The 24,780-nt window shown below is 36.9% G+C and carries 36 protein-coding genes; 29 read left to right on the top strand and 7 right to left on the bottom strand.

The window, feature by feature from the left end:
- The first annotated feature begins 7 nt into the window (after positions 1–7).
- The 3 genes from ACPF63_RS19335 (at position 8) to ACPF63_RS19325 (ending at position 2,685) form a co-directional block, all read left to right on the top strand.
- Entirely contained in the window at positions 8–625 is a 618-nt protein-coding gene (locus tag ACPF63_RS19335) for a hypothetical protein (RefSeq protein WP_426480964.1), read from the top strand.
- A 270-nt stretch (positions 626–895) separates the two neighbouring features.
- Positions 896–2,092, top strand: coding sequence for a PepSY-associated TM helix domain-containing protein (locus tag ACPF63_RS19330; protein WP_426480963.1), 1,197 nt, complete (start codon positions 896–898; stop codon positions 2,090–2,092).
- A 92-nt stretch (positions 2,093–2,184) separates the two neighbouring features.
- Positions 2,185–2,685: a low affinity iron permease family protein gene (locus ACPF63_RS19325; protein WP_077413585.1), complete on the top strand. Its 501-nt coding sequence runs from the start codon at positions 2,185–2,187 to the stop codon at positions 2,683–2,685.
- 97 nt (positions 2,686–2,782) lie between these two features.
- Here the strand turns inward: ACPF63_RS19325 and ACPF63_RS19320 are convergent, their stop codons facing one another.
- The 7 genes from ACPF63_RS19320 to ACPF63_RS19290 form a co-directional block, all read right to left on the bottom strand.
- Positions 2,783–5,512 (bottom strand): hypothetical protein, encoded by a 2,730-nt coding sequence (locus ACPF63_RS19320; RefSeq protein WP_426480962.1) that lies wholly within the window; start codon positions 5,510–5,512, stop codon positions 2,783–2,785.
- Between the two features lie 80 nt (positions 5,513–5,592).
- Positions 5,593–6,570, bottom strand: a complete 978-nt coding sequence (locus ACPF63_RS19315; protein ID WP_426480961.1) for a hypothetical protein — start codon at positions 6,568–6,570, stop codon at positions 5,593–5,595.
- 172 nt (positions 6,571–6,742) lie between these two features.
- A complete protein-coding gene (locus ACPF63_RS19310; RefSeq protein WP_426480960.1) occupies positions 6,743–7,165 on the bottom strand; it encodes a hypothetical protein in 423 nt (140 codons plus the stop codon).
- Between the two features lie 177 nt (positions 7,166–7,342).
- Positions 7,343–8,116, bottom strand: a complete 774-nt coding sequence (locus ACPF63_RS19305) for a hypothetical protein (protein WP_426483233.1) — start codon at positions 8,114–8,116, stop codon at positions 7,343–7,345.
- Positions 8,117–8,159: 43 nt separating this feature from the next.
- Positions 8,160–8,891 carry an MIP/aquaporin family protein gene (locus tag ACPF63_RS19300; RefSeq protein WP_077413590.1) on the bottom strand — a complete coding sequence of 244 codons (732 nt, stop codon included), beginning with the start codon at positions 8,889–8,891 and terminating at the stop codon, positions 8,160–8,162.
- A 22-nt stretch (positions 8,892–8,913) separates the two neighbouring features.
- A complete protein-coding gene (gene glpK, locus ACPF63_RS19295; RefSeq protein ID WP_426480959.1) occupies positions 8,914–10,410 on the bottom strand; it encodes a glycerol kinase GlpK in 1,497 nt (498 codons plus the stop codon).
- Positions 10,411–10,420: 10 nt separating this feature from the next.
- Positions 10,421–12,019, bottom strand: coding sequence for a glycerol-3-phosphate dehydrogenase/oxidase (locus ACPF63_RS19290; protein ID WP_077413592.1), 1,599 nt, complete (start codon positions 12,017–12,019; stop codon positions 10,421–10,423).
- Between the two features lie 116 nt (positions 12,020–12,135).
- On the opposite strand from ACPF63_RS19290, the gene ACPF63_RS19285 reads away from it, so the two are divergent.
- The 26 genes from ACPF63_RS19285 (at position 12,136) to rpsK (ending at position 24,770) form a co-directional block, all read left to right on the top strand.
- Entirely contained in the window at positions 12,136–12,900 is a 765-nt protein-coding gene (locus ACPF63_RS19285) for a DeoR/GlpR family DNA-binding transcription regulator (RefSeq protein ID WP_426480958.1), read from the top strand.
- 251 nt (positions 12,901–13,151) lie between these two features.
- Positions 13,152–13,778: a 50S ribosomal protein L3 gene (gene rplC / locus ACPF63_RS19280; RefSeq protein ID WP_077413594.1), complete on the top strand. Its 627-nt coding sequence runs from the start codon at positions 13,152–13,154 to the stop codon at positions 13,776–13,778.
- A complete protein-coding gene (gene rplD / locus ACPF63_RS19275) occupies positions 13,769–14,398 on the top strand; it encodes a 50S ribosomal protein L4 (protein ID WP_045491156.1) in 630 nt (209 codons plus the stop codon). The genes rplC and rplD overlap by 10 nt, the downstream gene beginning before the upstream one ends.
- Before the next feature lie 3 nt (positions 14,399–14,401).
- Positions 14,402–14,692 carry a 50S ribosomal protein L23 gene (rplW, locus tag ACPF63_RS19270; protein WP_047380577.1) on the top strand — a complete coding sequence of 97 codons (291 nt, stop codon included), beginning with the start codon at positions 14,402–14,404 and terminating at the stop codon, positions 14,690–14,692.
- A 22-nt stretch (positions 14,693–14,714) separates the two neighbouring features.
- A complete protein-coding gene (gene rplB, locus ACPF63_RS19265) occupies positions 14,715–15,536 on the top strand; it encodes a 50S ribosomal protein L2 (RefSeq protein ID WP_047380579.1) in 822 nt (273 codons plus the stop codon).
- 2 nt (positions 15,537–15,538) lie between these two features.
- Positions 15,539–15,817 carry a 30S ribosomal protein S19 gene (rpsS, locus tag ACPF63_RS19260; RefSeq protein WP_034702850.1) on the top strand — a complete coding sequence of 93 codons (279 nt, stop codon included), beginning with the start codon at positions 15,539–15,541 and terminating at the stop codon, positions 15,815–15,817.
- 2 nt (positions 15,818–15,819) lie between these two features.
- Entirely contained in the window at positions 15,820–16,218 is a 399-nt protein-coding gene (gene rplV / locus ACPF63_RS19255) for a 50S ribosomal protein L22 (protein ID WP_034694674.1), read from the top strand.
- Positions 16,219–16,225: 7 nt separating this feature from the next.
- Positions 16,226–16,975: a 30S ribosomal protein S3 gene (rpsC, locus tag ACPF63_RS19250; protein WP_077413595.1), complete on the top strand. Its 750-nt coding sequence runs from the start codon at positions 16,226–16,228 to the stop codon at positions 16,973–16,975.
- Positions 16,976–17,073: 98 nt separating this feature from the next.
- Positions 17,074–17,499, top strand: a complete 426-nt coding sequence (rplP, locus tag ACPF63_RS19245; RefSeq protein WP_077413596.1) for a 50S ribosomal protein L16 — start codon at positions 17,074–17,076, stop codon at positions 17,497–17,499.
- 12 nt (positions 17,500–17,511) lie between these two features.
- Positions 17,512–17,697 (top strand): 50S ribosomal protein L29, encoded by a 186-nt coding sequence (rpmC, locus tag ACPF63_RS19240; RefSeq protein ID WP_034694678.1) that lies wholly within the window; start codon positions 17,512–17,514, stop codon positions 17,695–17,697.
- A 12-nt stretch (positions 17,698–17,709) separates the two neighbouring features.
- Entirely contained in the window at positions 17,710–17,964 is a 255-nt protein-coding gene (rpsQ, locus tag ACPF63_RS19235; RefSeq protein WP_027387210.1) for a 30S ribosomal protein S17, read from the top strand.
- A 2-nt stretch (positions 17,965–17,966) separates the two neighbouring features.
- Positions 17,967–18,335 (top strand): 50S ribosomal protein L14, encoded by a 369-nt coding sequence (gene rplN, locus ACPF63_RS19230; protein ID WP_002983226.1) that lies wholly within the window; start codon positions 17,967–17,969, stop codon positions 18,333–18,335.
- A 21-nt stretch (positions 18,336–18,356) separates the two neighbouring features.
- Positions 18,357–18,683 (top strand): 50S ribosomal protein L24, encoded by a 327-nt coding sequence (gene rplX / locus ACPF63_RS19225; protein WP_047376572.1) that lies wholly within the window; start codon positions 18,357–18,359, stop codon positions 18,681–18,683.
- 11 nt (positions 18,684–18,694) lie between these two features.
- Positions 18,695–19,246 carry a 50S ribosomal protein L5 gene (rplE, locus tag ACPF63_RS19220; protein ID WP_047380587.1) on the top strand — a complete coding sequence of 184 codons (552 nt, stop codon included), beginning with the start codon at positions 18,695–18,697 and terminating at the stop codon, positions 19,244–19,246.
- A 3-nt stretch (positions 19,247–19,249) separates the two neighbouring features.
- Positions 19,250–19,519 carry a 30S ribosomal protein S14 gene (gene rpsN, locus ACPF63_RS19215; RefSeq protein ID WP_002983233.1) on the top strand — a complete coding sequence of 90 codons (270 nt, stop codon included), beginning with the start codon at positions 19,250–19,252 and terminating at the stop codon, positions 19,517–19,519.
- A gap of 146 nt (positions 19,520–19,665) precedes the next feature.
- Positions 19,666–20,064: a 30S ribosomal protein S8 gene (rpsH, locus tag ACPF63_RS19210; protein ID WP_047376575.1), complete on the top strand. Its 399-nt coding sequence runs from the start codon at positions 19,666–19,668 to the stop codon at positions 20,062–20,064.
- Between the two features lie 17 nt (positions 20,065–20,081).
- Positions 20,082–20,627 carry a 50S ribosomal protein L6 gene (gene rplF / locus ACPF63_RS19205; RefSeq protein WP_219072111.1) on the top strand — a complete coding sequence of 182 codons (546 nt, stop codon included), beginning with the start codon at positions 20,082–20,084 and terminating at the stop codon, positions 20,625–20,627.
- A gap of 15 nt (positions 20,628–20,642) precedes the next feature.
- A complete protein-coding gene (gene rplR / locus ACPF63_RS19200) occupies positions 20,643–20,996 on the top strand; it encodes a 50S ribosomal protein L18 (RefSeq protein ID WP_077413597.1) in 354 nt (117 codons plus the stop codon).
- Positions 20,997–21,015: 19 nt separating this feature from the next.
- Positions 21,016–21,537, top strand: coding sequence for a 30S ribosomal protein S5 (rpsE, locus tag ACPF63_RS19195; RefSeq protein WP_047376577.1), 522 nt, complete (start codon positions 21,016–21,018; stop codon positions 21,535–21,537).
- Between the two features lie 10 nt (positions 21,538–21,547).
- The gene (rpmD, locus tag ACPF63_RS19190) at positions 21,548–21,724 is read left to right on the top strand and encodes a 50S ribosomal protein L30 (RefSeq protein ID WP_047376578.1); all 177 of its coding nucleotides are present in this window, start codon (positions 21,548–21,550) and stop codon (positions 21,722–21,724) included.
- Between the two features lie 20 nt (positions 21,725–21,744).
- Positions 21,745–22,194, top strand: coding sequence for a 50S ribosomal protein L15 (rplO, locus tag ACPF63_RS19185; RefSeq protein WP_077413598.1), 450 nt, complete (start codon positions 21,745–21,747; stop codon positions 22,192–22,194).
- Positions 22,195–22,203: 9 nt separating this feature from the next.
- The gene (secY, locus tag ACPF63_RS19180; protein ID WP_047376580.1) at positions 22,204–23,583 is read left to right on the top strand and encodes a preprotein translocase subunit SecY; all 1,380 of its coding nucleotides are present in this window, start codon (positions 22,204–22,206) and stop codon (positions 23,581–23,583) included.
- A gap of 3 nt (positions 23,584–23,586) precedes the next feature.
- Positions 23,587–23,802, top strand: a complete 216-nt coding sequence (gene infA / locus ACPF63_RS19175) for a translation initiation factor IF-1 (RefSeq protein WP_034684855.1) — start codon at positions 23,587–23,589, stop codon at positions 23,800–23,802.
- A 62-nt stretch (positions 23,803–23,864) separates the two neighbouring features.
- Entirely contained in the window at positions 23,865–23,981 is a 117-nt protein-coding gene (gene rpmJ, locus ACPF63_RS19170; RefSeq protein ID WP_007839480.1) for a 50S ribosomal protein L36, read from the top strand.
- 9 nt (positions 23,982–23,990) lie between these two features.
- Positions 23,991–24,368, top strand: a complete 378-nt coding sequence (gene rpsM / locus ACPF63_RS19165) for a 30S ribosomal protein S13 (RefSeq protein WP_034738759.1) — start codon at positions 23,991–23,993, stop codon at positions 24,366–24,368.
- 12 nt (positions 24,369–24,380) lie between these two features.
- Positions 24,381–24,770: a 30S ribosomal protein S11 gene (rpsK, locus tag ACPF63_RS19160; RefSeq protein ID WP_047376581.1), complete on the top strand. Its 390-nt coding sequence runs from the start codon at positions 24,381–24,383 to the stop codon at positions 24,768–24,770.
- Positions 24,771–24,780 lie beyond the last annotated feature (10 nt).

The following is a 24,780-nucleotide window of genomic DNA, read 5'->3' as shown; positions in this document are numbered from 1 at the left end:
ATTCATTATGAAAAGTATCAAAACTATATTCTTAGCATTGGCTCTTGGCGCAGCAGCTGTGTCATGTTCCGGAGACAAAAAGAAAGGAATAGATTATAACCAGTTTAAAACAGAAGTGAAACTTACTCCTGAACAGGAAAAGAGCTTTAACGAGATCACTGCAAAATATCAGCAGCTTCAGGAGCAGAATTTTCAGGCAGCAAAAGCTCAGGGTGGTAATATGGACCGCGTAGCTTTAGGAATAAAGAATGAAGAACTGAGAGCGCAGCAGTCTATTGAAATGGCTACCGTTTTAGATGGTCCTCAGATGGAAAAGTTCAATAAGTTTGTAGATGAAAATTCCAGAAAAAGACCAAGATATGACAATGTATTGTTAGAAAGAATCAAAACGGAAGCACAGCTTTCCGAAGAAGAGTTCAAAGTAGTAAATGCTGCGAATGATGCCTTTGAAAAAGCATTCAATGATGCGCACGATGTATATCATGGGAACAACGATCTGGCTAAAGAATACTGGGAGAAATTTGATGCCCAGAGAAAAGCTGCTATTCAGAAAGCACTAAGTCCTGAGCACTATACGAAGTTTGAAACAATCGTAAAAGAAGTTCAGTTCAAAGGAAGAAAATAAACGACATTGATACCAGTGAGGGCTGGAAGCAGGAAGAAGGAGATGGATATGATATTGGGCTAAAAGTTCTTACTACTTTTAAGAAAACGTATTCAATTTGGTGAATGTAGATTAAAGTTTGGTCAGTAATCTTTTAGACTAAATAACTTCCATCAAAAGCTTCATGCTTCCTTTCCCGAATTTGTATTAACTTTTTTTAATTTATTCATATCAATTTTAATTTAAAACATTAAGACGGTACAACTGTCTTAATGTTTTTGCTGTTAAATAATGAGAGTATTACTTAAAAGCCTTTACAGGAAAAGAAGAAAAAACGAATCGGTTACAAAATACCTGATGTGGATCATTCATCTCTGGCTGGGACTTTTATCAAGCAGTATTGTTTTTATCATGTGTCTTACCGGATGCCTCTATGCATTCAAAAATCAGATTACCGATTTTAGCAACAGAGATAAAGTTTACATAAGTCCGGGTTCAGAAAAAGCGATGAATCTTGATCTGATCCAGGTGGAATTATTAAAACATAGTAAAGAACTTACTTCTCTGATGATTCCCGATGATAAAGGGAAAAGTTATGTGGTCGGTTACCGTGAAAATAATTTGGATAAAAGTACTTACTACAACCAATATACAGGAGAAGTTCTTGGACAGCCCAATGTTGACTCCGGTAGATTCTTTGAAGTTGTTCTGGATCTTCATAGAAATCTGATGATGGGAAATGTAGGAAGACAGATTGTAGGAGCTTCAGTTCTTATGTTCTGTATTCTGCTGATTTCAGGATTTATTCTTTGGCTCCCGAAGAAACTGAAGTTTTTGAAACAGGGACTCACTGTCATGTTCAAAGCAAAATTTCAAAGGGTCAATTATGATCTGCACAATACACTGGGGTTTTATACATTTCTCATGCTTTTCTTTATTGCAGTTACCGGATTGTATGTGACGTATCCGTGGGTAAAGAATACTCTCATCATAAGCCTGGGAGGATCGTCAATAGATAATATTTCAAAAGAAAAAGACAGTGGAGATGATGCTTTCGGGGGACTTCTGGAAGATATGCTTCAGAAACAGGACGAAAAGAAAAAGCTGAAAGACGCTACTTCCGCTTCTGTGGATAAGATTTTAAAGCTGGCAGACCGTCATCTTCCTTACAATGCTGTTACAAGTATAGAGCTCCCCAATAAAGAAAATCCGCGGTATGTTGTTATCAAAACCAACAGAGAAAACTTCCTTGGAATGATGTTCCCGGACGAAGTAACATTTGATAAAACGGGAGTTTTCAAAACAAAAGAACTGTTTTCTGACAAACCTTTGAACAAACAGTTTACATCTTTAGCAAAACCTTTACATACGGGAGAAATCATGGGATTGCCAAGTATTATTCTCTACTTTATAGTTTCTCTTATCGGTTGTTCGCTGCCGGTGACAGGGTTTATGATCTGGTGGCATAGATTCAGAAAAATGAAATAAAAACAACCCAAAATATTTAGATACCTCATATTCTTAGCCTTTTCATGATTTCGGATTAATTTTTATAAATTTAGTATATAAAAACAGAAGCAATGAGTCATAAAGGTCATCATTTTTTTGAACAATTTTCAAACTGGGCTGTAAAATTTACCGGAAGTCCATCTGCTTTTATCGGGGCCTTCCTTATCGTAGTAATATGGGCTGTTACAGGTCCTTTTTTTAACTATTCAGAAACCTGGCAGCTGGTAATCAATACCGGAACTACAATCATTACCTTTCTGATGGTTTTCCTCATTCAGAAAGCCCAGAATAAAGATTCAAAAGCCATACAGATCAAACTGAACGAAATTATAGCCGCTCACGAAAAGGCAAGCAACAGAATTGTAGATATTGAAGATCTTACGGAAGCAGAACTTGACCAGCTTCATCTTTATTACGAGAACCTGGCTCAGTTTGCTAAGGAAGATACTGATATTCATATGTCTCATTCTATTGATGCCGCAAAGAGAAATCAGAACTATAAACACGATTTTTTCAGAGAGAAGCATGAAGAATGGCTACAGAAGCAAGAACAAAAAAAGGAATCTAAATGATTCCTTTTTTTGTCTGATAAATAATAAGCTTGTCTTGAACTCCATCTAAAATATATAATCTTCATTTTATACAAACTTCTATACATTCTCTTTAGAATCATCGTTTCATAAAATAGCTGAAATAACTACAGCTTCCCATCAGGCTTTTAGCAGCTTCGGTCTCAGAATACTGAGTTTTTAACTGAGCAAAATAGGTTCTGTACTTCTGATTTTTAAGATTGTCCATTTCCTTTTGGCGGGCGTCTTCTTTTTCGGACCACTTCGGATCAGAATAATCAAAATCTTTTGGAGCCTTTGCTTCGTACTGATAATATTTACCCTGTTCGGCACTTGCCATCTGGAATAAGATTCTTGCTTTTTCTTCTTTATTGTTGGAAAGCTTAAGTGCCTTTTGATAATAGTTGATCGACAGATCAAAATTATCAGGTTCAATATAAGAAGTGTCAAGGAAGTTCTTATAATAATACTTGTAAGGATTCTTTCTGTCTGTATTCCAGAAGTCATATTTGCCTCCGTTGCTGTTGTCAATATCCATTACGAACAACTCACGGTAATATCCTAAAATAGAGGTGTTGTACAATAGATTTCCGATAAGCTGGTTAGCTTTTGTGGCTTTTTCATCCGTTCCGTTTCCTATCTTTTTAAGCTGAATCAATACATCAGCTAATTCAAGTTTGTCCATGTTGGTTTTAATGAAAGGAAAATCAGTATAGCTCTCAGCTTTCATACTTTCTGCATCAGGACTTCCAAAGCTTTCCCAAACATTATGCCCGAATACAAGATTTGATATATTTTTAAATCCATCATACTCTGCAGAAGCATATTGTTTTGGAGTAATCGTTTGGCCATTCTTTTCTGTCCATTCGTAATTCTGTCTTGGAATACCGGCAAAGCTTTTTGCTTTTTCATAATAAGACTTCGCCTTTTCAAAATCGGCAAGCCTCATAGCTCTGTCCCCGTAAATGGTATTGAAGAAAGCATCAATATTACCTACGCTATCCATATTTTTAGCAATGATTTGCTGCTCAAACTGAGTTTTATTTGGCTTTCTGTAAAACTCTTCCACACTCTTCACAAGACCAGAGTTAGGATTGTATTGAAGATCCGAAAGCTTATTGTTCATCAGGAATGATTTTCCGTCTTCTCCCTGAAGGAAATAACGGTTTGCCATAACATCCTTTAGGAAATCTGCAGTAGAAGGTACTTCACCATAATAATCGAAATTATCTGTAGTGGCTGTGTCTTTCTCTACCTTTTTCTCCACGAAATATTCAGCATAATCTTTCATCAAATGATCTTCATAGGTTGCGTCAATCCTTGGCTGGGAAACAATGTCATTCAGAACTTTCATTCGTTTGATCTCTTCCAGATATTCAGGATTCGTTGTTTTAATATCTTCCAGGATTTCTGTACTTCCTTTGTAATCTTTTTTCAGGAATTTAAGATAAGCATCTGCGATCTGCCAATATTCATCCTTAGACTTCTCTTTCGTTTTGTCAGTGAATTTTTGAAGGTCGTCAAGATAGTCTTTCATCTTATCGTCATATCCATAGCCGGAAGTGGTGTAGAATGGAATTCTGTTTGGATTGTCCAGCAATTCGTCATCGCTTTGATCCGTTTTCTTTCCATCAGCAGATTCTTTAGATTTTGAACCTCCGAACAGGTTTTTAAAAAACCTTACAATTTTTTGCCAGAAAGAAATCTTCTCCTCCTTTACTTCAGTTGTAGGAGTGGCTTTAGCATCTTTTGAAGAAGTATTGTTGTCAGCTTTTCCTCTTTGTATATACGGACTATTGGCAGCGTCTGAAGTGTAATAATAAGTAGGGAGATAACTTCTTTCCAGTTCATTGATGCTTCTTGCGGCCATTACCTTCAGGATCTCAGAATCAGGATTGATCTCATACATCTTTTCCATGGTAGGAATCGGATTGTTGAAGTCTTCATACCCTAAAAGGAAATAAGCCATATTCTTTTCTTCATTAGTATTGGCTCTTTTCATAATATTGCTGAAAGATGCCGTATCAGAAAGTTTCATAGAAACAAATGCAGATTCCTTGCGGTCTTTGCTGTTCATGAATACCTGAAAGAAATTCCAGTTGGCATCGCTGTTCATTTCCAATCCTCTCTGTGCTCCTGCCAATTGGTCCAGAGACATGAAGTAAACTGTTCCTTTCAGTTTGATTGGAGCAACGTAGGTTTTGAAAGCCTGCATTGCGGAATCATAGTTTCTGGTATAATGATTCAGACGCACCAGCTGGTATCCGTAGCGTTGTTTGATCTCAGGGTTTCTTGCCGCATTGTACAAAGACGTTAACGCAGCAATGGTTTTATTATAATCAAGAGCTGTGGCATTTTTCCTGTTGGCATCTCTGTCATAATAAAATGAATTATCACTTTCAACATAATTGATGCTCATATAAGGTTCCAGATACTTGGCTTCAATCAAATAATCAAGACCTTCCTTATATTTTTGGTAGAATCCTGTTCCTAGCTTTTGTAGAAGTGGATTTGCTGGGCTTCCATTCTTTAAGGCATTCAGGTCGTTCATACTCATCTTATATACCAGATTCTGAGTTTCGGTATAGCTAAGCTGATTGTTAAAGAACTTTTTCCATGTTTCAATATTATCATCAGGAATCAATGATGGATTGTATCCTCCGTAGAACCTGCTCGAATAGTTGTGCAGAAAGGGAAGGTATGCTTTATCCTTAATAATGCTTTGCGTAAAAAGGTTGAAGTAATCATAATCAGGATCTGACCATGCACAGGCGTCAGACTTTGTATAGAAAAGTGATACAACCGCAAGTGAAAGAATATACTTTTTCATAGGGTTTGTGGTGTTTTTTTAATTTTGTGTAATAGTTTATGGTTTGGTCTTGACAGGGAGGTGTCTCTATCTCTGAGAGATTAAAATTTCCGATCTGACACAAATTTACTATCTAATTGATAATAAATAATATTAAAATGCGGGATTTTTTTCTGTAAAAAAGAGATAACCTCTTCAAGCTGTTCTTCAGAGATTTCTTCTGCCTTTATTTTGAAGCCTTTGTTTAAATAACTTCCAAAATAGAATCCGTCCTTCAAAACCTGAATTTCATGATCGGATATCTTTTTGAAATTTGAATTTTCAAGATCTCTTTTGGATAAAGCATTGATCAGTTTATGTTTACCTAAATGATTGGTGACAATTCCCCAGGAATAGATAGGAAGGGCTACTTCAATTTTTTTGATAGGGTAATCTTCCATTTTTGAAAGATAGCTTTTTAGGATGTTGATGTCCAGAATCGAGTTCTTGTCAGAATTTTCCAGTGGTGATGAAGTGGAGTAGCACATCAGATATACTTTTTCTACAGGAGGAATTCCGGTCTGCTTTTTATCTTTTACCTGGTGAAGACGAAGCGTGCAGGTAATTTCCTTTCCGGAGATCTTTTTGAGTTCTTTCAGAAATTTAAAATAATCATTTCGTGTTCCGGCTGTCCAGTCACAGTCGATCTGAATTTCATTATTGGTTTTCAGGTGATACTCTTCCGTTTTTTTTAGAATCAAAAGATGAATACTTTCCGCTAGAAACCTGACCTCTTCTGTGGAAATACCCAATAAAGTCTGATTGGTAATGAAAACGGTGGGAACAATCTGTTTATCCGTCTGAAAACTCTTGTCTTTTGTAATAACAGCTACCGGCTGGAATTTTCCGTTCACTTTATCTACATCAAAAAATCTGGTGTACAAGTAAGGAACGGTTGCCTGATCTAATGTTTTCTTTTCTTCGTGATCCAGTTTCAGATGGGTTTTCCAGTAATAGAATGTGTAAGGATAATTTTCTTTCTTATTGCATGATACTACAAGAAAGAGAAGAAATACGAATAGAATTTTAAAATGTCTCATTGATACAAATCACTCTTGAAGCCACAATTCATTGTAGCTATATGTTTCTTCAAAAATAAAGATATTTAAACAAAGTATAAACCGTAAAATCCCGGTGATTAATCTGATGGGATTGCTTTTCACAACAAGAAAGCCGCCCCGGATGGAGCGACTCTCTCTATATACTATTTTACTACTTGTAAAGTTCACTTTCACACTTACAGGTTTCTTTATCGATACTCTCCCTGGAAGAACAGCATCCGTCAAGATGTAGAATATTTCCCCTTTCATCGGTAAGATAAATCTTGTCTTTGTCGAATTTCACCAAAAATGTCTCGTCATATTCTTTGAAAACTACTTTCATGACTTTATTTGGAGCATATTTTCCGGCATTGATTTCCTCTGTTGTTTCTTTTCCGTCTGCCTGATTCACCTGAACATATCCAAAATGAACATCACCATTTGCTTTTATATCCAGATAATAGTGGGGAGTACCGGTGCCGCTGTATCCTTTCATGATATCAAAACTTCTGTGTCCGGTAAAAGGAAGCTTTACTTGCTGAGCCAATGTAAAAATACTGATACACAGAATGAGTAAACTGAAAATCTTTTTCATTCTTTTTTTTCCAAAAGTAAATATATTTAAGTAAAATATTCTCCGTAAAAACCCGGTTATTGGTGGGGTTTTCACCCTATTTTAAATTCTTTTAATCATTCTCTTTCTTAGGAAGAACGACGTCACAAAAAACCACTTCAAAAGAAGTGGCTTTTCTGTAATTTAGTTAAATTCAGATTAAAAAACGGTTGCTGCAAGCTGAATCCTTGCATACTTGTTAGACGGATTCCACATCGCCATCATGGATACAGGAAGACTGTAGTGATCTGTGATCTTAACCACTTTCCCTGCTTTCACCCCTACATTTACAATATCGAAGCTGTTTTTGCCATTACCATATAAAAAGGTTTTGTCATTAAGGGCAAATCCGGCTCCTACAAAAGCATCCAGGTTTACTTTCTGACCACTGATGACAGGATAACTTGCCTGAACATACGTAGAATATCTGTTTTTCTTATAACTTCCGTCAGCTTCCAAAATGACTTCTCCTGCATTGGCTCCTCCATACAGCATAATGTCAGCTTCAATATTGATTGGAAAAGAAGGACCAAAAGTATAATTTGTTCTTAAATCAATAATATGGGCGGTTCTTCTCTGTGAATAGCTGAAGATATCATCAGCAGCCACTGCAGTGTTGATATTTCTGGAGTTGTAAAGATCCCATAATCCAATATAAAAACGTCCGTCAGAATACTGAACATAGTAGTTGATCTCCTTATAATGGGTATTGTCCTTATCATCTGCTAATGCAGAAGCACCCCAAATTCCCACTTTCCATTTCTTCTCCGCATCCAGGGCATATGAAAGATTTCCCATCACAACAGGCTTGTCTGTAATAATAAGCCCTCTCCATAAGTGATTGTTCTGAATGTTGGCCGTAAAATCAAGTCTCCCTTCTTTGGTTTCCTTGGTTTCACTATTTTCCTGTGAAAATAACCTTCCTGTGCCCATAGCAAGAAGAAAGATTCCCTTTAAGATTTTTTTCATCATTTGTTTATTTTAAAAATCCATATATAACTGCTGCGATAACAGCCCCTGTAATTGGGCCTATAACAGGAATCCAGGCATATCCCCAATCACTGCTCCCTTTTACAGGTAAGATGGCATGCATGATTCTTGGGGCAAGGTCTCTTGCTGGGTTTATGGCATATCCTGTTGTTCCTCCTAGCGATAAACCAATTGCCCACACCACAAACGTAACAGGAATGGCCCCAATAGAGCCTAGTCCAACTTTAGCGGTTGGATCTGCCTGTAAAGAAATGCTGGGGCCTGCAAAATAAAAAACACAGAATACCAGTACAAATGTTCCGATAATTTCACTAATCAGGTTAGAGGATGTTTTTCTGATAGCCGGACCAGTACTGAAGCAGGCTAGTTTAGCTCCTTCATCTTCCGTGATCGCAAAATGATCTTTGTGGAACAACCACACCAAAAATGCACCCAGCATTCCTCCAATCATTTGAGCTGCGATATAAGACGGAACGAGATCCCAGGAAAATTTTCCTGCAATGGCCAGTCCAATGGTTACAGCTGGATTCAGATGGGCACCACTTATTGGCCCTGCAACGGTTACTCCCACAAAAACGGCCAATGCCCATGCGGTAGTAATAACGATCCACCCGGAATTATTTCCTTTCGTATCTTTTAAGACAACATTGGCTACAACGCCGTTGCCTAACAATATAAGAAGCATCGTCCCGATAACTTCTGCGATAAATGGGGTCATATAAGTTTTTTTTGTGAGTGAATTAATCTTCTATCCAGCTTTGAGCGCTTTTTACAGCTTTCTTCCAGAAGTGGGTCATTTTATCCACTTGTTCTCTGTCCAGTTGAGGGTAGAAGTCCTTGTCTACAATCCATTGCTCCTGGATTTCGTCTATACTTTTCCAGTATCCTACTGCAAGACCGGCAAGATAGGCTGCGCCTAGTGCTGTAGTTTCCAAGGTTTTTGGACGTGTTATTTTAACCGCGAATAAATCAGACTGTATCTGCATCAAAAGATCACTCGCTGATGCGCCTCCGTCTACTCTTAGCTCAAGACTCTCTCTTCCTGAATCAGCTTCCATAGCTTTTACAATTTCATAAACCTGAAATGCAATTCCTTCCAATGTAGCTCTTGCGATATGGGCATCGGTAGTACCACGGGTGATTCCTACAATCGTTCCGCGGGCATATTGATCCCAATAAGGAGCGCCAAGACCCGTTAATGCAGGAACGAAATATACACCGCCATTATCTTCTACTGAAGCAGCCAGTTCGTTCACCTGATCTGAAGAATGAATGATTTTAAGACCGTCTCTTAACCATTGAATGGCTGCACCTCCTACAAATACACTTCCTTCTAATGCATAGTTCACTTCTCCATTGATTTTCCAGGCTACTGTTGTAAGAAGATTGTTTTTAGAAGAAACCGCTTCAGTTCCTGTATTCATTAATAAGAAACAGCCTGTTCCGTACGTGTTTTTTACCATTCCCGGAATGGTACACATCTGCCCAAATAAAGCAGCCTGCTGATCACCCGCAATTCCGGCAATCGGAATTTTAGTAGAGAACAGAGTAGTGGCCGTTTCACCATATACTTCACTGCTTTGTTTTACTTCAGGAAGAATAGCTTTCGGAATGTTGAATAATTCTAATAAATCATTATCCCATTCTAGAGTATGAATATTCAGAAGCATTGTTCTGCTGGCATTGGAAACGTCCGTGATAAACATTTTTCCGCGGGTAAGTTTCCAGACAAGCCAGGTATCAACGGTTCCGAAACATAATTTTCCTTCTTCAGCCTTTTGTCTTGCTCCTTCTGTATTATCGAGAATCCATTTTAGTTTAGTCGCTGAAAAGTAAGCATCCAGAACAAGTCCTGTTTTTTCTTTGACCATTTCTGCATGCCCTTGTTCTTTCAGTTCATCACAGTATTTTGAGGTTCTGCGGTCCTGCCATACAATAGCATTGTAGATGGGGTCACCGGTTTCTTTATCCCATACAATGGTTGTTTCACGTTGATTTGTAATACCGATAGCGGCAACTTCCAGACCGGAGATTCCGGCTTTTGCTATAACTTCTGCTGCTACGGAGATCTGTGAAGACCATATTTCATTCGGATCGTGCTCTACCCAGCCCGGGGTAGGAAATATCTGTTCGAAATCTTTTTGCGATACATATTTGATTTCTCCACTGTGGTTGAAGAGAATCGCTCTGGAGGAAGTTGTCCCCTGGTCTAGAGCGAGAATTAGTTTTTCATTCATGTATATAATGCTAATTTAGGTTGATAACTTTAGGTGAATAAGGTGTTAATAAATACCCTCTTGCTAATTCAATAAATTCATTTTCCTGCTGCTGGGCCCATTCTTCAGAATATCCTTTTTCCTCAGCAATAATTCTTGCTATGTTATGAGCACTGTCTATAGCGGCTCTTGCGTCAAGGAACAGTAAACGAACTCTTCTTGCCAGGATGTCCTCAATAGTTTCTGCCATCTCCGTTCTTACAGCCCATACGATTTCTGCGACAGTAAAAGGATGATCTGGGTGAATCTTTTGAGCATATCGGGGATTGCTTTCCTGCAGTGCTTTTATAGAAGGAATATCAGATCCGTAAACGTACAGGTGATTCGTTCTGTCTACCTGTTCTGGTTTCACATTTCCATGGATGGAAAGATGTTCGGTTTTAGATGGGCTATTTCCCAACTTGTGAACTTTCATTGCTTCATCTACGGTATCTTCTGCCATTTTACGGTAGGTAGTCCATTTTCCTCCGATGATAGAAACCAATCCTGTTTCTGAAGTAATAACTTTATGGCTTCGGGAAACTTCTTTTGTGCTTTTGCTTCCGTCTTTAGGAGCGGCAAGAGGACGAAGTCCGGCGAAAACTGATTTTACGTCTTCACGAGTCGGTTTTTTAGCTAAATATTGTCTGGCAGTATTTAAAACAAAGCTAATTTCTTCTTCCAGTGCGCGGGGTTCAAAGCTTTCATCTTTTAAAAGAGTGTCTGTAGTTCCTACTAAGGCTCTGTCATGCCATGGAACGACAAATAAAACCCTGCCGTCTGAAGTTTTAGGAATCATGATCGCATCATCACTTTTCAGGAAGGACTTATCTAATACAAGGTGAATTCCCTGGCTTGGTACTACAAGTTTACCATGCTTAGGATTGTTCATATTAAGGATGTCATTCGTAAAGACACCAGTTGCGTTGATGACCACCTTACCATGAATCTGATATTGCTGCTTAGAAAACTGGTCTTCTGCAACGACACCAATTACTTTATCGGAAGCATCTTTTAGAAGATTAATAACTTTTACATAATTGACTGCACTTCCGCCTTTTTCAATGATGGTTTGGGTAAGGTTAATCGCAAGTCTGGCATCGTCAAATTGTCCGTCCTGGTAAACAACCCCACTCATCAAGTGCTTTTGTTCAATAGTTGGAAGCTTTTCAACGGTTTTTGATTTACTTATGTATTTCGTTTTACCCAAACTCAGTTTTCCGGCAAGGAAATCATAAATGGACAGTCCTATTTTATAGTATATTCCTCCCCACCATGTGTAATTTGGAATAATGAAAGACTGATTTTTTACGATATGTGCTGCATTTTTTGCTAAAAGTCCTCTTTCCTTTAATGCTTCTTTTACCAATCCGACATCTCCCTGGGCAAGATATCTTACTCCGCCGTGTACCAATTTGGTACTTCTGCTGGATGTTGCTTTTGCAAAATCATGAGATTCAATCAATAAAGTTTTGAATCCCCTGCTTACTGCGTCTAATGCTGAACCTAAACCACTGGCTCCTCCTCCTATGACAATAAAGTCCCATTCTTTTACATTGGTTAACTTACTTAGTTCTTCGTTTCGTTTCATAAATGTTTCGTTTATGTTTCGTTTTCAAATATATAAATTAAAAATGAAAGCAAAAAGAAAATAAACGAAATTTTAAAAAGTGAAAAAAAAACGGTATTTTTGATGAAACGAATAAAATGGAAAAGCTAATACCAAGACACGATGAAATATTGAAAGAGCTTGATGAAAAAGGACATGTTCTTGTTCAGGATCTGTGTGAAAAACTCAATGTTTCTTCAGTTACGATCCGAAAGGATTTGAACTATCTCGAAAGTCTGGGGCTTCTTTTCAGAAATCATGGAGGGGCAAGTAAGCAGATGAGGTATGCTTATGAAAAAAATGTTGTAGAGAAAGAAAGTATCAATGTAGAGGCGAAGCAGGCTATTGCAAGAGCGGCTTTGTTGTTGATTCAGGAAAACGACTGTATTATTTTAGCATCCGGAACAACCATGCATTATCTTGCCAGGATGCTGATGAATTTTGGTCCGCTTACGGTACTCACATCTTCTTTGAGAGTGGCAATTGAACTTTGCAATAATCCTAATATTAATATTATACAGCTGGGGGGTGAAGTACGAAAAAGCTCTACTTCTATAGTGGGTTCTATTTCCGAAGGCATTCTTAAACAGTTTTCATGTAATAAACTCTTTCTTGGAGTTGATGGTATTGATCCGGAATTCGGAATCAGTACTTCCAATGCTGCAGAAGCCCATCTGAACCAGATTATGATGGAGTGCGCAGATCAAACTGTAATTCTTGCGGATTCTTCCAAACTGAATAAGAAAGGATTTGGTAAGATTGCCGCTTTGGATCAGGTGGATTATCTGATTACTGATAATGGTATTTCCGCGGAAGACAGGGCTGGGCTGGAAGAAGTTGGGGTGACAGTTGTTGCTCAATAAGGTCTTCATTTTAATTTCTTTTTTTTTTAATCAAAATAAATCTTTGAGAAAGTTGTTCTAATTTTTTTCAAAATTACCTAATCGATTAAAAATCAAAATATTTTACTCGAAATATTTGTCAGTTATAAAATTATTCATAAATTTGCACACTCATTTTAGGAGCGTAGTATGCCTATATCAAAAGTAGAAATTACTTCAGACTTCCAAAAAATGGGGATAAATAAAGGATAAATTTTATTATAATATAAACAATGTCAGGTATTATTGGTAAAAAAATCGGTATGACGTCTTTGTTTAACGAAGAAGGAAAAAACATTCCTTGTACGGTTATTCAGGCTGGTCCATGCTCGGTTTTACAGGTCAGAACCATAGAAAAAGACGGTTATAAAGCTGTTCAATTAGGTTTCGATGACAAGAGTGAGAAGAACGTTGGTAAAGCGTTAGCTGGCCATTTTAAAAAGGCTGGTTCTGCTCCTAAAGCTAAATTAGTAGAATTCTACAGAGAATTCGTTGATGAAGTAAAAGTAGGAGAAGAAGTAAAAGTTGATCTATTCACAGAAGGTGAATATGTTGACGTAACAGGAACTTCAAAAGGTAAAGGCTTCCAGGGTGTTGTTAAAAGACACGGATTTGGAGGTGTAATGCAGGCAACTCATGGTCAGCACAACAGACTTAGAGCTCCAGGTTCTATCGGTGCTGGTTCAGACCCTTCAAGAGTATTCAAAGGGATGAGAATGGCTGGAAGAATGGGAGGTGAGCAGGTAACTGTTCAAAACCTTCAAGTGTTAAAAGTTGATCAAGAACAAAATCTTTTAGTAGTAAAAGGTGCTGTTCCGGGAGCTAAAAATTCTTATGTAATTATCAGAAAATGGAACTAGTAGTATTAAATACATCAGGAAAAGAGACCGGAAGAAAAGTAACTCTAGACGAAACAGTATTCGGAATTGAGCCAAATCAGCACGCGGTTTACTTAGAAGTTAAACAGTACCTTGCTGCACAAAGACAAGGAACTCATAAAGCAAAAGAAAGAAGCGAAATTACTGCTTCTACTAAAAAGCTTAAGAAGCAAAAAGGATCAGGATCTGCTAGATATGGTGATATTAAATCTCCAACTTTCAGAGGTGGAGGTAGAGTATTCGGACCTAAGCCAAGAGACTACAGATTCAAATTGAACAAAGCTCTTAAGAGATTAGCTAAGAAATCTGTTTTATCTCAGAAAATGAGAGACAACAGCATTAAAGTTTTAGAAGATTTGAGCTTTGGTGCTCCTAAGACTAAAGATTTCATCAATGTATTAAATGCATTGGAACTTAACGGTAAAAAATCTTTATTCGTTCTTCCTGAAGCTAACAAGAATGTGTATTTATCTTCAAGAAACTTGCCTAAAACTAAAGTAATGAACTTCAACGAGATCAGTTCTTACGATTTAGTAAATGCAGGTGAGATTATTTTCTTCGAAGGTGCAGTTGAAAAATTCCAGGAAAATTTAAAGAAATAAGTCATGTCTATTATTATTAAACCAGTTATTTCAGAAAAGGCTAATTACCTTACAGATTTAAGAGGTTCTTATTCTTTCTTAGTTGAACCTAAGGCGAATAAAATCCAGATTAAAAAAGCTGTTGAAGCAGCTTACGGTGTAAAAGTAGCAGACGTTAACACAATGATTTATGCTCCGAAGGTTTCTTCAAAGTACACTAAAAAAGGTCTTCAAGTAGGAAAGACAAACAAATTGAAAAAAGCGGTAATCAAACTTGCTGAAGGTGAGGTTATCGATATTTTTGCTGTAAATTAATTATTAATTATAAATAATAGTAATGTCTGTTAGAAAATTAAAACCTATCACCCCGGGACAGAGATTCAGAATTGTAAACAATTTTGAAGAAATTACTACCAACAAACCAGAGAAATCTCTAACAGTTGGTATTAGTAAGTCAGGTGGACGTAACCAAACTGGTAAAATGACCATGCGTTACACCGGAGGTGGACACAAAAAGAAATACAGAATTATTGACTTCAAAAGAAACAAAGCAAACGTTGAAGCAACTGTAAAAACTGTAGAGTATGATCCAAACAGAACTGCATTTATCGCTTTATTAGAGTATGCTGATGGGGAGAAGAGATATATCATCGCTCCAAACGGTATCAAAGTTGATCAGAAGGTAGTATCAGGAGAAAGCGTTGAACCAAACGTAGGTAACGCAATGAAATTGAAAAACATTCCATTGGGTACTGTAATCTCTTGTGTTGAAATGAAACCTGGACAAGGTGCTATTTTAGCAAGAAGTGCTGGTTCTTCAGCTCAATTAACTTCTAGAGATGGTAAATATGCAATCATCAAGTTGCCTTCAGGAGAATCAAGAATGATCCTTACTGAATGTATGGCAATGATTGGTTCAGTTTCCAACTCAGATCACCAATTAACTGTATCAGGTAAGGCTGGTAGAAGCAGATGGTTAGGTAGAAGACCTAGAACAAGAGCTGTTGTAATGAACCCTGTAGATCACCCAATGGGAGGTGGTGAAGGACGTTCTTCAGGAGGTCACCCAAGATCTAGAAACGGTATGCCTGCTAAAGGGTACAAAACCAGAAAGAAAAATAAAGCGTCTAACCGTCATATCATATCTAAACGTAAATAATTATGGCAAGATCACTTAAAAAAGGACCATTCATTCATCATACTTTAGATAAGAAGGTTCAGACAAATATAGAGTCTGGTAAGAAGACAGTTATCAAAACTTGGTCTAGAGCATCAATGATCTCTCCAGACTTCGTAGGACAAACTATTGCAGTACACAACGGGAAATCTTTTATTCCTGTTTATGTTACAGAAAACATGGTTGGTCACAAGCTAGGCGAATTTTCTCCAACAAGATCTTTCAGAGGTCATGGTGGTAACAAAAACAAAGGAAGCAGATAATCATGGGATCAAGAAAAAGAGAAAGTGCATTAGCACGTAAATTGACAAACCAAGATGTAGTAAAAGCAATACACAATGATTGCCCATCTTCTCCAAGAAAAATGAGATTAGTAGCTGATATCATTAGAGGAGAACAGGTAGACAAAGCTTTATACATTCTAAAATATTCTAAAAAAGACGCATCTAACAAGTTAGAAAAAGTATTGCTTTCTGCAATGGCTAACTGGCAAACTAAAAACGAAGGTGCTGATATTGAAGAAGCTAATCTTATCGTTAAAGAAATTTTTGTAGACAGTGCAAGACAATTGAAGAGACTAAGACCAGCTCCACAAGGTAGAGGGTATAGAATCAGAAAAAGATCAAACCACATTACATTAATCTTAGGTAAAAAAGAAAATTAATCAAGGTATGGGACAGAAGACAAATCCAATTGGTAATAGATTAGGTATCATCAGAGGTTGGGATTCTAACTGGTTTGGTGGAAAAGATTATGGAGACAGAATCGCTGAAGACTACAAAATCAGAAGATACCTTGAGGCTAGATTATCTAAAGGTGGTATTTCAAAAATTTATATTGAAAGAACACTAAAATTAGTAACAGTTACAATTACTACTGCTAGACCGGGACTTATCATCGGTAAAGGAGGTCAGGAAGTTGATAAATTGAAAGAAGAATTGAAGAAACTTACTGGTAAGGATATTCAAATCAACATTTTCGAAATCAAAAGACCTGAATTAGATGCTGTATTAGTTGCTGATAGTATTTCTAAGCAAATTGAAAACAGAATTTCTTACAGAAGAGCTGTTAAAATGGCAATGGCAAGTACTATGAGAATGGGTGCTGAAGGTATCAAAGTTCAAATCTCTGGTAGATTGAACGGAGCTGAAATGGCAAGATCAGAATCTTTCAAAGACGGAAGAATTCCATTGTCAACTTTCAGAGCTGATATTGATTACCACTGGGCAGAAGCTCACACTACTTACGGTAGACTAGGTGTAAAAGTTTGGATCATGAAAGGTGAAGTTTACGGTAAAAGAGAACTTTCTCCATTAGTGGGACAACAGAAAAAAGGAGGTCAGTCAGACAGAGGAAACAGAGGTGGAGACAGAGACAACAGAAGACCTAGAAAAAACAACAACAATAACAATAATAATTAAAATTTTAGATTAGAAATTTTGAATTTTAAATTACCGTTACTTTTTTAAAATTAAAAAAAATCTAAAATCTAAAATCTAAAATCTAAAATTTAGAAATTATGTTACAACCAAAAAGAACCAAATTCCGTAGAGTTCACAAGATGAAGATGAAGGGGAATGCCCAGAGAGGTAGTCAACTTGCTTACGGAACTTTTGGGATCAAAGCAACGGAAGGAGCTTGGATCACTGCAAGACAGATTGAAGCAGCTCGTATTGCTGCGACAAGATATATGAAGAGAGAAGGTCAACTATGGATCAAAATCTTCCCAGATAAGCCAATTACTAAGAAACCAGCGGAAGTACGTATGGGTAAAGGTAAGGGTGCTGTTGAATATTGGGTAGCTGTAGTAAAACCAGGTAAAATTATGTTCGAAATCGGAGGGGTACCTTACGAAATCGCTAAGGAAGCTTTAAGGCTTGCTGCACAAAAATTACCAGTAGTTACTAGATTCATCGTTGCTAACGATTTTGTTAAACCTCTATAATCTTTGAATACAATGAAAAATGCTGATATTAAAAATTTAAGCGCGGGTGATATTCAAGCTCAATTAACTGAAGCAAAAGCTCAATATTCTAAATTGAAATTAGCTCATGCCATCAGCCCAATTGAAAACCCGATTCAAATCAGAGATTTGAGAAAAACAATCGCAAGACTAAACACTGAGTTAACTAACAAACAATAATTTCATTTTACAATGGATAGAAATTTAAGAAAAGAAAGAATCGGAGTGGTTTCCAGCAATAAAATGGAAAAAACTATTGTTGTTAGTGAAACTACAAGAGTAAAGCACCCGATGTACGGTAAATTCGTTTTGAAAACGAAAAAATATACTGCACACGACGAGAACAACGAATGCACAGAAGGTGATACAGTTTTGATCCAAGAAACTAGACCTATGAGCAAGAGCAAGAGATGGAGATTAGTAAGAATCATTGAAAAAGCTAAGTAATAATGTTACAAACAGAATCAAGATTAAAAGTTGCTGATAACACAGGTGCTAAAGAAGTACTAGTTATTAGAGTTCTGGGAGGAACCAGAAGAAGATATGCTTCAGTTGGTGATAAAATCGTTGTTACTATCAAGGATTCTACACCATCAGGAAATGCTAAAAAAGGTCAGGTATCTAAAGCTGTAGTAGTAAGAACTAAAAAAGCAGTAAGAAGAAAAGATGGTTCATACATCAAATTCGACGACAATGCTTGTGTATTACTAAACGCAGCGGGAGAAATGAGAGGAACGCGTGTTTTCGGACCAGTTGCTCGTGAGTTGAGAGACAAAGAATATATGAAAATCATTTCATTAGCTCCTGAAGTACTTTAATTTTAAAAATTTTTAAAAGAAATGTCAAAGTTAAAAATAAAAAGAGGAGATAACGTAATCATTACTACTGGTAAGAAAGATATCAAAGGTAAGACTGGTGAAGTTATTGAAGTGATTAAGAAAGAAGGAAAAGACCCTAGAGTAATCGTTGCAGGACTTAACATCGTTAAAAAACACGTTAAGCCTTCAGCTTCAAATCCTCAAGGAGGAATTACTGAAAAGGAAGCTTCTATTCATATCTCAAACGTAGCTTTAGTTGGTAAAGACGGAAAAGCTATCAAAATCGGTTACAAAATCGAAGGAGATAAGAAAGTGAGAGTTAACAAAAAAACGGGTGAAACTTTATAATTTGAATTAACATGGAATTTATAGCAAGACCCAAAAAAATATACAAAGAGCAAATTGTTCCTGCAATGATGGAAGAATTTGGGTACAAGTCTATCATGCAAGTACCTAGATTAGAGAAAATCGTTATATCGCAAGGTTTAGGAGATGCTACTGCAGATAAGAAAATTATTGATTATGCTGTAGAAGAACTAACAAACATTACAGGACAGAAAGCTGTAGGTACAATCTCTAAGAAAGATGAAGCTGCATTCAAACTAAGAAAAGGAATGCCTGTAGGAGCGAAAGTAACATTGAGAGCTCACAGAATGTATGAGTTCTTAGACAGACTTACTGCTTCTGCTTTACCACGTATCAGAGATTTCTCTGGTATCAAAGCAGACGGGTTCGATGGTAGAGGTAACTACAACTTAGGTATTACTGAGCAAATTATCTTCCCTGAAATCGTAATTGACAAAGTGAAAAAAATCCAAGGGATGGACATCACTTTCGTAACTACTGCGAAAACAGATAAAGAAGCTAAAGCATTATTAACTCACTTCGGTTTACCATTTAAAAAGAACTAAGAAATGGCTAAAGAATCAATGAAAGCGCGTGAGCGCAAAAGAGAAGCACTAGTTGCTAAATACGCTGCTAAAAGACAAGCTCTTAAAGAAGCTGGTGATTACGAAGGACTTCAAAAATTGCCTAAAAATGCTTCTCCTGTAAGATTGCACAACAGATGTAAACTAACAGGTAGACCAAGAGGGTACATGAGAACGTTTGGTATTTCCAGAGTAACTTTCAGAGAAATGGCAAACAACGGTCTTATCCCAGGTGTAAGAAAAGCTAGTTGGTAATAATTACTAATTAAAAATCGGGACAATTAAGTTGTCAGGATACTAAAGAACAATAATATCAGACCGAAGTTCTCTGAAGTCTGATATTTTTCTCTTCAAGTCTTTTCAATACTGATTGTCTTTAACCAATAATTTATAAAAGAAAAATGGTAACAGATCCAATTTCAGATTTCCTAACAAGAGTAAGGAACGCACAAAGCGCAGGCCACAAAGTGGTGGAAATTCCTGCATCGAAAATCAAAAAGGAGATTACTAAGATCCTATTTGATCAAGGGTATATCTTAAACTTCAAGTTTGAAGATAACGCTGTTCAAGGAGTGATCAAAATCGCTTTAAAGTACGATAAGCAAACTAACAAACCTGCTATTAAGTCTATTCAAAGAGCTTCAAGACCAGGTTTGAGACAGTACAAAGGTTCTACTGAACTTCCAAGAGTACTAAACGGTTTGGGTATTTCTATCATCTCTACTTCTAAAGGAGTAATGACTGACAAGAAAGCTAGAGAAGAGAAAGTAGGCGGTGAAGTAATCTGCTATGTTTATTAATTTTTAATCAGAGGAAAATGTCAAGAATTGGTAAAGCAATTATAACAATTCCAGCTGGAGTTACAGTCACTGAAAACAACGGTGTAGTAACTGTAAAAGGAGCAAAAGGAGAACTTTCTCAGGAGCTTACGGCAGGAATTACTTTAGAACAAAAAGATGGTGAGCTTAATGTAAACAGACCATCTGATTCTAAACAACACAAAGCGCTTCACGGTTTATACAGAGCGTTGATCGCCAACATGATTGTAGGTGTATCAGAAGGTTTCGAAAAGAAACTAGAACTAGTAGGGGTAGGATACAGAGCTTCTCACGCAGGTCAAAAACTTGAGTTAGCTTTAGGATTCTCTCACGGTATCGTATTAGAACTTCCAAGTGAAGTAAAAGTTGATACATTGACTGAAAAAGGTAAAAACCCAATTATTACTTTAGCGTCTCACGACAAACAACTTCTAGGAATGGTTACTGCAAAGATCCGTTCTTTCAGAAAGCCTGAGCCATACAAAGGAAAAGGTGTAAGATTCGTAGGAGAAATTGTTAGACGTAAAGCTGGTAAATCTGCTTAATAAATTATAAGTATTATGGCATTAAGTAAATTAGAAAAAAGAATAAGAATCAAAAGAAGAGTAAGAGGGAAAATCTCTGGATCTTCTGAATTGCCAAGATTATCTGTATATAAAAGTAATAAGGAAATTTACGCTCAGTTAATCGACGATAAAAATGGTAAAACTTTAGCATCAGCTTCTTCTAGAGAAAAAGGTGTAGACGCTAAAGGTACTAAGACTGAAATTTCTGCTGCTGTTGGTAAAGCTATCGCTGCTAAAGCGATCGCTGCAGGAATCGAAAGTATTGTATTTGACAGAAACGGTTTCGTATATCACGGTAGAGTAAAAGCTCTAGCTGATGGTGCGAGAGAAGGTGGACTTAAATTCTAATCATTAAATTTCGGAAAATATGTTAGGACTAGATAATATAGAAAGAGTAAAACCGGGAGGATTAGAATTAAAAGATCGTCTCGTAGCTGTTAACAGAGTAACAAAAGTAACTAAAGGGGGTAGAGCTTTCGGATTTTCTGCTATTGTTGTAGTAGGTAATGAAGAAGGTATTATCGGTTTTGGTTTAGGAAAATCTAAAGAGGTTGCTTCTGCAATTGCTAAAGCAGTTGAAGATGCTAAGAAAAATCTTGTGAAAGTTCCTGTAATGAACCATACTATTCCTCACCAAACTACTGCTAGATACGGTGGTGCAGATATCTTCTTAAGACCTGCTTCTCACGGTACAGGACTTATTGCCGGTGGTGCAGTAAGAGCGGTATTGGAATCTGCTGGTATTCACGATATCCTTTCAAAATCTAAAGGATCTTCTAACCCTCACAACGTGGTGAAAGCTACTTTCAAAGCGTTATTGGATATCAGAAGACCTGAAGAGATCGCAAGAATGAGAGGAATTTCTCTAAGTAAAGTGTTTAACGGTTAATATTAAAACAATGGCAACAATTAAAGTAAAGCAAGTAAGAAGCGCTATTGGTAGAACAAAAACCCAAAAGAGAACGCTTGAAGCATTAGGATTAAAAAAACTTCACCAAGTTGTAGAACATGAAGCTACTCCTTCTATCTTAGGAATGGTAGCTGCAGTAAGCCACTTACTTGAAGTTCAAAAATAATTTTATAAAAGAGAATTAAAATGAATTTAAACAATATACAACCTGCTGCAGGATCTACTTTCAACTCAAAAAGAATTGGTAGAGGTCAAGGTAGTGGAAAAGGAGGTACTTCAACAAAAGGACACAAAGGTCAGAAAGCTAGAGCTGGTTATTCTCAGAAAATCGGTTTCGAAGGTGGACAGATGCCTTTACAAAGAAGACTACCTAAATTCGGATTCAAAAACGTAAATAGAAAAGAGTTTAGAGGAATTAACCTTGATACTATTCAAACTTTAATCGAGAACAAATCCATCACTGGAGATATCACGAAAGAAGTTTTAGTAGAAAACGGGATAGTTTCTAAAAACGAATTAGTGAAAATTATGGGTAGAGGAGAATTGAAATCTGCGGTTTCAATCTCTGCTGACAAATTCACTAAGTCTGCTGAAGAGCTTATTGCTAAAGCAGGTGGAAAAGCAATTACCTTATAATACTTACTAATGAAAGAATTTATACAAACACTTAAAAATATATGGAGCCTAAAGGAGTTAAGAGATAAAATTCTCTTTACGTTAGGTATTATCCTTGTGTATAGATTCGCATCTTATATCTCACTTCCTGCAATTAACCTTGCAGAGGTGGGAGATCTCTTAGAGCATTATAAAAATCAAGGCGGTAACAAGCAAGGAGCAGGTCTCCTTGGCTTGCTTTCGTCGTTTACGGGGGGAGCTTTCAGCCACGCTTCCGTAATGGCGTTGGGTATCATGCCTTATATTTCTGCTTCTATTATTGTTCAGTTGATGGGAATGGCTATTCCTTATCTTCAGAAGCTTCAGAAAGATGGAGAGTCAGGTAGAAATACATTGAACCAAATTACAAGATGGTTAACAATTGGAGTTTGTCTGGTACAGGCACCTTCTTATTTAACTTCTATTACTCAATTATTCTTACCGTATGCTCAGTTCCAATCTGCATATTTTGTAGAGCCAAATTCTATCATGTTCTGGTTGCCAAGTATTGTTATCTTGGTTGCTGGTTCAGTATTCGCAATGTGGTTAGGTGAAAAGATTACCGACAAAGGAATCGGAAATGGTATTTCCATCCTTATTATGGTGGGAATCCTTTCAAGATTACCTGAAGCATTCGTACAGGAGATGGCCGTGCAGAACGGAAAAGGAGGAATGGGATCTATCATGATCCTTATTGAAGTATTATTCTGGATGGTAGTTGTTCTTTTAGCCGTGATTTTATCTGTGGCTGTTAGAAAAATTCCAATTCAGTATGTAAGCAGAGCTCAAGCAAGAGGAGGTGTAAACAAAAATCTTATGCAGGGCGCAAGACAATGGATTCCGTTGAAAGTAAATGCTGCTGGTGTAATGCCGATTATCTTTGCTCAGGCATTGATGTTCGTACCAGGATTATTAACAAAATTCGATGAGTCCAACACTTTTCTTGCAGGTTTCAAGAATGTTTTTAGCTGGCAGTACAATGTATTGTTTGCGCTATTAATTATTATCTTCTCGTTTTTCTATACTGCAATTACAATTCCGGTGAACCAAATGGCTGATGATTTGAAGAGAAATGGAGGTTTAGTACCGAAAGTAAGACCAGGGAAAGAGACAGCAGATTACTTAGATGATATTTTATCAAAAATTACCTTGCCAGGTGCAATTTTTTTATCTATCTTTGCAGTCCTTCCGGCAATTGTGCATGGAAGCTTTGTTCAGACAGATGCGTTTGCCCTATTTTTCGGGGGAACGTCACTATTAATTATGGTAGGTGTAATTTTAGATACTGTTCAACAGATTAATACATATCTGCTGAATCATCATTATGATGGCTTAATGCAGTCTAAACTGTCTAGAACGACTGGATATTAATTTATGGCAAAACAAAAACATATTGAACAAGACGGCGTTATAACGGAAGCACTTTCGAACGCTCAGTTCCGTGTAGAACTTGAAAATGGGCATATTCTTATCGCTCATATTTCAGGTAAAATGCGAATGCACTATATTAAACTTTTACCTGGTGATAAGGTAAAACTAGAAATGTCTCCCTACGATTTAACAAAAGGGAGGATCACATTTAGATATTAAAACAATTAGCCAAATGGAATACACTTTCCATTTGGCATTTGTAAAAAATAAATACTATCAAAATGAAAGTAAGAGCATCAATTAAAAAAAGAAGCGCTGATTGCAAAATCGTACGCAGAAAAGGTGTACTATTCGTAATCAACAAGAAGAACCCAAAATTTAAACAAAGACAAGGCTAACATTAAATTATGGCGAGAATTGCAGGTATTGATTTACCAAAAAACAAAAGAGGTGTTATCGGTTTAACTTACATCTATGGAGTAGGAAGAAATACTTCTTCCGAAATCCTTAAAGCTGCCGGTATCAGCGAAGACAAGAAAGTCAACGAATGGAATGACGATGAATTGGCTGCAATCAGAACATATATCTCTGAAAACGTTAAAGTTGAAGGAGAATTAAGATCTGAAGTGCAATTGAACATCAAGAGATTGATGGACATAGGATGCCAACGAGGAATACGTCACAGACTAGGATTACCTTTAAGAGGCCAGAGAACGAAAAACAACTCTAGAACCCGTAAAGGAAAGAGAAAAACAGTTGCTAACAAGAAAAAGGCAAGTAAATAATCGTTAGGAATTATGGCAAAACAAAGTAAAGTAGTTAAAAAAAGAAAAGTAAAAGTTGAAGCTATTGGTGAAGCACATATTCAAGCTTCTTTCAATAACATCATCATTTCTTTAACAAATAAAAGTGGAGAGGTTATCTCTTGGGCATCTGCCGGTAAAATGGGATTCAGAGGTTCTAAAAAGAACACTCCTTTTGCTGCTCAAATGGCAGCTGAAAATTGCTCTGCTGTAGCTCATGAAGCTGGATTAAGAAGAGTAAAGGTGTTTGTGAAAGGTCCAGGTGCAGGTAGAGAATCTGCAATCAGATCTATTCACAATTCAGGAATTGAAGTTAGCGAAATCATTGATGTGACTCCAATGCCGCACAATGGATGTAGACCACCAAAAAGAAGAAGAGTTTAATTTTTAGAAT

The organism is Chryseobacterium sp. R2ACT005, assembly GCF_049949215.1.
In the GTDB taxonomy this organism is placed as follows: domain Bacteria; phylum Bacteroidota; class Bacteroidia; order Flavobacteriales; family Weeksellaceae; genus Chryseobacterium.
Note: the sequence above shows the minus strand (reverse complement) of the source record. Positions and strands in the feature narration are given on the sequence as shown.

Bases quoted from the DNA above. Each gene is read 5' to 3' on its own strand.
- ACPF63_RS19335 (WP_426480964.1), top strand. From the start codon at position 8: ATGAAAAGTATCAAAACTATATTCTTAGCATTGGCTCTTGGCGCAGCA.
- ACPF63_RS19330 (WP_426480963.1), top strand. From the start codon at position 896: ATGAGAGTATTACTTAAAAGCCTTTACAGGAAAAGAAGAAAAAACGAA.
- ACPF63_RS19325 (WP_077413585.1), top strand. From the start codon at position 2,185: ATGAGTCATAAAGGTCATCATTTTTTTGAACAATTTTCAAACTGGGCT.
- ACPF63_RS19320 (WP_426480962.1), bottom strand. From the start codon at position 5,512: ATGAAAAAGTATATTCTTTCACTTGCGGTTGTATCACTTTTCTATACA.
- ACPF63_RS19315 (WP_426480961.1), bottom strand. From the start codon at position 6,570: ATGAGACATTTTAAAATTCTATTCGTATTTCTTCTCTTTCTTGTAGTA.
- ACPF63_RS19310 (WP_426480960.1), bottom strand. From the start codon at position 7,165: ATGAAAAAGATTTTCAGTTTACTCATTCTGTGTATCAGTATTTTTACA.
- ACPF63_RS19305 (WP_426483233.1), bottom strand. From the start codon at position 8,116: ATGGGCACAGGAAGGTTATTTTCACAGGAAAATAGTGAAACCAAGGAA.
- ACPF63_RS19300 (WP_077413590.1), bottom strand. From the start codon at position 8,891: ATGACCCCATTTATCGCAGAAGTTATCGGGACGATGCTTCTTATATTG.
- glpK (WP_426480959.1), bottom strand. From the start codon at position 10,410: ATGAATGAAAAACTAATTCTCGCTCTAGACCAGGGGACAACTTCCTCC.
- ACPF63_RS19290 (WP_077413592.1), bottom strand. From the start codon at position 12,019: ATGAAACGAAACGAAGAACTAAGTAAGTTAACCAATGTAAAAGAATGG.
- ACPF63_RS19285 (WP_426480958.1), top strand. From the start codon at position 12,136: ATGGAAAAGCTAATACCAAGACACGATGAAATATTGAAAGAGCTTGAT.
- rplC (WP_077413594.1), top strand. From the start codon at position 13,152: ATGTCAGGTATTATTGGTAAAAAAATCGGTATGACGTCTTTGTTTAAC.
- rplD (WP_045491156.1), top strand. From the start codon at position 13,769: ATGGAACTAGTAGTATTAAATACATCAGGAAAAGAGACCGGAAGAAAA.
- rplW (WP_047380577.1), top strand. From the start codon at position 14,402: ATGTCTATTATTATTAAACCAGTTATTTCAGAAAAGGCTAATTACCTT.
- rplB (WP_047380579.1), top strand. From the start codon at position 14,715: ATGTCTGTTAGAAAATTAAAACCTATCACCCCGGGACAGAGATTCAGA.
- rpsS (WP_034702850.1), top strand. From the start codon at position 15,539: ATGGCAAGATCACTTAAAAAAGGACCATTCATTCATCATACTTTAGAT.
- rplV (WP_034694674.1), top strand. From the start codon at position 15,820: ATGGGATCAAGAAAAAGAGAAAGTGCATTAGCACGTAAATTGACAAAC.
- rpsC (WP_077413595.1), top strand. From the start codon at position 16,226: ATGGGACAGAAGACAAATCCAATTGGTAATAGATTAGGTATCATCAGA.
- rplP (WP_077413596.1), top strand. From the start codon at position 17,074: ATGTTACAACCAAAAAGAACCAAATTCCGTAGAGTTCACAAGATGAAG.
- rpmC (WP_034694678.1), top strand. From the start codon at position 17,512: ATGAAAAATGCTGATATTAAAAATTTAAGCGCGGGTGATATTCAAGCT.
- rpsQ (WP_027387210.1), top strand. From the start codon at position 17,710: ATGGATAGAAATTTAAGAAAAGAAAGAATCGGAGTGGTTTCCAGCAAT.
- rplN (WP_002983226.1), top strand. From the start codon at position 17,967: ATGTTACAAACAGAATCAAGATTAAAAGTTGCTGATAACACAGGTGCT.
- rplX (WP_047376572.1), top strand. From the start codon at position 18,357: ATGTCAAAGTTAAAAATAAAAAGAGGAGATAACGTAATCATTACTACT.
- rplE (WP_047380587.1), top strand. From the start codon at position 18,695: ATGGAATTTATAGCAAGACCCAAAAAAATATACAAAGAGCAAATTGTT.
- rpsN (WP_002983233.1), top strand. From the start codon at position 19,250: ATGGCTAAAGAATCAATGAAAGCGCGTGAGCGCAAAAGAGAAGCACTA.
- rpsH (WP_047376575.1), top strand. From the start codon at position 19,666: ATGGTAACAGATCCAATTTCAGATTTCCTAACAAGAGTAAGGAACGCA.
- rplF (WP_219072111.1), top strand. From the start codon at position 20,082: ATGTCAAGAATTGGTAAAGCAATTATAACAATTCCAGCTGGAGTTACA.
- rplR (WP_077413597.1), top strand. From the start codon at position 20,643: ATGGCATTAAGTAAATTAGAAAAAAGAATAAGAATCAAAAGAAGAGTA.
- rpsE (WP_047376577.1), top strand. From the start codon at position 21,016: ATGTTAGGACTAGATAATATAGAAAGAGTAAAACCGGGAGGATTAGAA.
- rpmD (WP_047376578.1), top strand. From the start codon at position 21,548: ATGGCAACAATTAAAGTAAAGCAAGTAAGAAGCGCTATTGGTAGAACA.
- rplO (WP_077413598.1), top strand. From the start codon at position 21,745: ATGAATTTAAACAATATACAACCTGCTGCAGGATCTACTTTCAACTCA.
- secY (WP_047376580.1), top strand. From the start codon at position 22,204: ATGAAAGAATTTATACAAACACTTAAAAATATATGGAGCCTAAAGGAG.
- infA (WP_034684855.1), top strand. From the start codon at position 23,587: ATGGCAAAACAAAAACATATTGAACAAGACGGCGTTATAACGGAAGCA.
- rpmJ (WP_007839480.1), top strand. From the start codon at position 23,865: ATGAAAGTAAGAGCATCAATTAAAAAAAGAAGCGCTGATTGCAAAATC.
- rpsM (WP_034738759.1), top strand. From the start codon at position 23,991: ATGGCGAGAATTGCAGGTATTGATTTACCAAAAAACAAAAGAGGTGTT.
- rpsK (WP_047376581.1), top strand. From the start codon at position 24,381: ATGGCAAAACAAAGTAAAGTAGTTAAAAAAAGAAAAGTAAAAGTTGAA.